The sequence below is a fragment of the Microbacterium sp. NPDC057741 genome, assembly GCF_042798735.1.
Lineage (GTDB): Bacteria > Actinomycetota > Actinomycetes > Actinomycetales > Microbacteriaceae > Microbacterium.
In genome coordinates this window covers 1-3,551 of record NZ_JBHVJW010000012.1, presented here as the reverse complement: position 1 = coordinate 3,551, position 3,551 = coordinate 1, and the positions used below count along the sequence as shown (strand labels likewise).

At 55.6% G+C, this 3,551-nt stretch carries 2 rRNA genes; both read left to right on the top strand.

Annotated features, from left to right (window positions below):
- The first annotated feature begins 213 nt into the window (after positions 1–213).
- Positions 214–3,321 (top strand): 23S ribosomal RNA (locus tag ACFVDO_RS19735).
- A gap of 109 nt (positions 3,322–3,430) precedes the next feature.
- Positions 3,431–3,547, top strand: a 5S ribosomal RNA gene (gene rrf / locus ACFVDO_RS19730).
- Positions 3,548–3,551 lie beyond the last annotated feature (4 nt).

Genomic DNA, 3,551 nt, shown 5'->3' with positions numbered 1-3,551 from the left:
GGCTGCACGCTGTTGGGTCCTGAGGGACCGGGCCGGTTGGCTTCTCTTCGGGGGAGCCTGCTGTTCTGTTTCCTTGTGGCCCTTACTTCTGTTGCCGGTTGGCAGTGGTTGTGGGGGACCGCCCGTACTTTGAGAACTACACAGTGGACGCGAGCATCTTAAAGAATAACTTTTGCTGCCGGCCTTTTCCTGGGCTGGTGGCTTCTCATGTGATTTCAAGTCTTTAAGAGCAAACGGTGGATGCCTTGGCATCTGGAGCCGAAGAAGGACGTAGCAATCTGCGATAAGCCTCGGGGAACTGATAAGCGAGTTTTGATCCGAGGGTGTCCGAATGGGGAAACCCCGCCAGGCGTTTGTGCGACCTGGTGACTCCCGCCTGAATATATAGGGCGGGTAGAGGGAACGCGGGGAAGTGAAACATCTCAGTACCCGCAGGAAGAGAAAACAACATGTGATTCCGTGAGTAGTGGCGAGCGAAAGCGGATGAGGCTAAACCGGGTGTGTGTGATAGCCGGCAGGCGTTGCATGCCCGGGGTTGTGGGACCCTCCTTGTTGTTCTGCCGAACAGCGAACGTGATGCGCGAGTGTAGACGAACGGTCTTGAAAGGCCGGCCATAGTGGGTGCCAGCCCCGTAGTCGAAATGCTTGGTGCAGCGTGGAGGGGATCCCAAGTAGCACGGGGCCCGTGAAATCCCGTGTGAATCTGTCAGGACCACCTGATAAGCCTAAATACTCCCAGATGACCGATAGCGGACAAGTACCGTGAGGGAAAGGTGAAAAGTACCCCGGGAGGGGAGTGAAATAGTACCTGAAACCGTTTGCTTACAAACCGTTGGAGCCTCCTTAGTAGGGGTGACAGCGTGCCTTTTGAAGAATGAGCCTGCGAGTTAGTGATATGTGGCGAGGTTAACCCGTGTGGGGTAGCCGTAGCGAAAGCGAGTCTGAATAGGGCGATTCAGTCGCATGTCCTAGACCCGAAGCGAAGTGATCTATCCATGGCCAGGCTGAAGCGACGGTAAGACGTCGTGGAGGGCCGAACCCACTTAGGTTGAAAACTGAGGGGATGAGCTGTGGATAGGGGTGAAAGGCCAATCAAACTTCGTGATAGCTGGTTCTCTCCGAAATGCATTTAGGTGCAGCGTTGCGTGTTTCTTGCCGGAGGTAGAGCTACTGGATGGCCGATGGGCCCGACCAGGTTACTGACGTCAGCCAAACTCCGAATGCCGGTAAGTGAGAGCGCAGCAGTGAGACTGTGGGGGATAAGCTTCATAGTCGAGAGGGAAACAACCCAGACCACCATCTAAGGTCCCTAAGCGCGTGCTAAGTGGAAAAGGATGTGGAGTTGCTTAGACAACCAGGAGGTTGGCTTAGAAGCAGCCACCCTTGAAAGAGTGCGTAATAGCTCACTGGTCAAGTGATTCCGCGCCGACAATGTAACGGGGCTCAAGCACGCCACCGAAGTTGTGGCATTGACATTTTTGGTAGGCCTTCGTGGTCCAGCCGTGTTGATGGGTAGGAGAGCGTCGTGTGGCGGGTGAAGCGGCGGAGTGATCCAGCCGTGGACGCCACACGAGTGAGAATGCAGGCATGAGTAGCGAAAGACGTGTGAGAAACACGTCCTCCGGAAGACCAAGGGTTCCAGGGTCAAGCTAATCTTCCCTGGGTAAGTCGGGACCTAAGGCGAGGCCGACAGGCGTAGTCGATGGACAACGGGTTGATATTCCCGTACCGGCGAAGAACCGCCCACACGAGATCAGGAGTGCTAACCGTCCGAAGTCACCCACCGGACCCTTCGGGGTTCATCGGGTGATGGAGCACGGGACCCCATCTGGTGGAGTGAGCGTATTAACAGGTGTGACGCAGGAAGGTAGCCCATGCCAGGCGATGGTTGTCCTGGTGCAAGTGCGTAGGCCGAGAGATAGGCAAATCCGTCTCTCATACAGGCTGAGACACGATGCGGATGAAAAGTGGGTGATCCTATGCTGCCGAGAAAAGCATCGACGCGAGGTTCCAGCCGCCCGTACCCCAAACCGACTCAGGTGGTCAGGTAGAGAATACCAAGGAGATCGAGAGAATCGTGGTTAAGGAACTCGGCAAAATGCCCCCGTAACTTCGGGAGAAGGGGGGCCATCCACTTATACCGCCTTGCGCGGAAAAGGGTGTGGTGGCCGCAGAGACTAGTGGGTAGCGACTGTTTACTAAAAACACAGGTCCGTGCGAAGACGCAAGTCGATGTATACGGACTGACGCCTGCCCGGTGCTGGAAGGTTAAGAGGACCGGTTAGCCCTTTTGGGCGAAGCTGAGAATTTAAGCCCCAGTAAACGGCGGTGGTAACTATAACCATCCTAAGGTAGCGAAATTCCTTGTCGGGTAAGTTCCGACCTGCACGAATGGCGTAACGACTTCCCAACTGTCTCAACCGCGAACTCGGCGAAATTGCATTACGAGTAAAGATGCTCGTTACGCGCAGCAGGACGGAAAGACCCCGTGACCTTTACTACAGCTTGGTATTGGTGTTCGGTGTGGCTTGTGTAGGATAGGTGGGAGACTATGAAGCGGGTACGCCAGTATTCGTGGAGTCATTGTTGAAATACCACTCTGGTCACTCTGGATATCTAACTTCGAACCGTGATCCGGTTCAGGGACAGTGCCTGGTGGGTAGTTTAACTGGGGCGGTTGCCTCCCAAAAAGTAACGGAGGCGCCCAAAGGTTCCCTCAACCTGGTTGGCAATCAGGTGGCGAGTGTAAGTGCACAAGGGAGCTTGACTGTGAGACTGACAGGTCGAGCAGGGACGAAAGTCGGGACTAGTGATCCGGCAGTGGCTTGTGGAAGCGCTGTCGCTCAACGGATAAAAGGTACCTCGGGGATAACAGGCTGATCTTGCCCAAGAGTCCATATCGACGGCATGGTTTGGCACCTCGATGTCGGCTCGTCGCATCCTGGGGCTGGAGTAGGTCCCAAGGGTTGGGCTGTTCGCCCATTAAAGCGGTACGCGAGCTGGGTTTAGAACGTCGTGAGACAGTTCGGTCCCTATCCGCTGCGCGCGTAGGAAGTTTGAGAGGATCTGACCCTAGTACGAGAGGACCGGGTTGGACGAACCTCTGGTGTGCCAGTTGTTCCGCCAGGAGCACCGCTGGTTAGCTACGTTCGGGATGGATAACCGCTGAAAGCATCTAAGCGGGAAGCCGGCCTCAAGATGAGACTTCCATCCCCGCAAGGGGGAGAGGCTCCCAGCCAGACTACTGGGTTGATAGGCCAGATGTGGAAGCACGGCAACGTGTGCAGCTGACTGGTACTAATAAGCCGACGACTTGATAACACCCTTTGTTCTTCTGCGAGATGAACGCGTCCACTTTGTGGTTCTCGACGTACGGTCGGGAACCAAACAACACACAAACGTTGTGTTGCCTGATACATGTCAATAGTGTTTCGGCGGCCATAGCGTGAGGGAAACGCCCGGTCACATTCCGAACCCGGAAGCTAAGCCTCACAGCGCCGATGGTACTGCAGGGGGGACCCTGTGGGAGAGTAGGACACCGCCGAACTCCT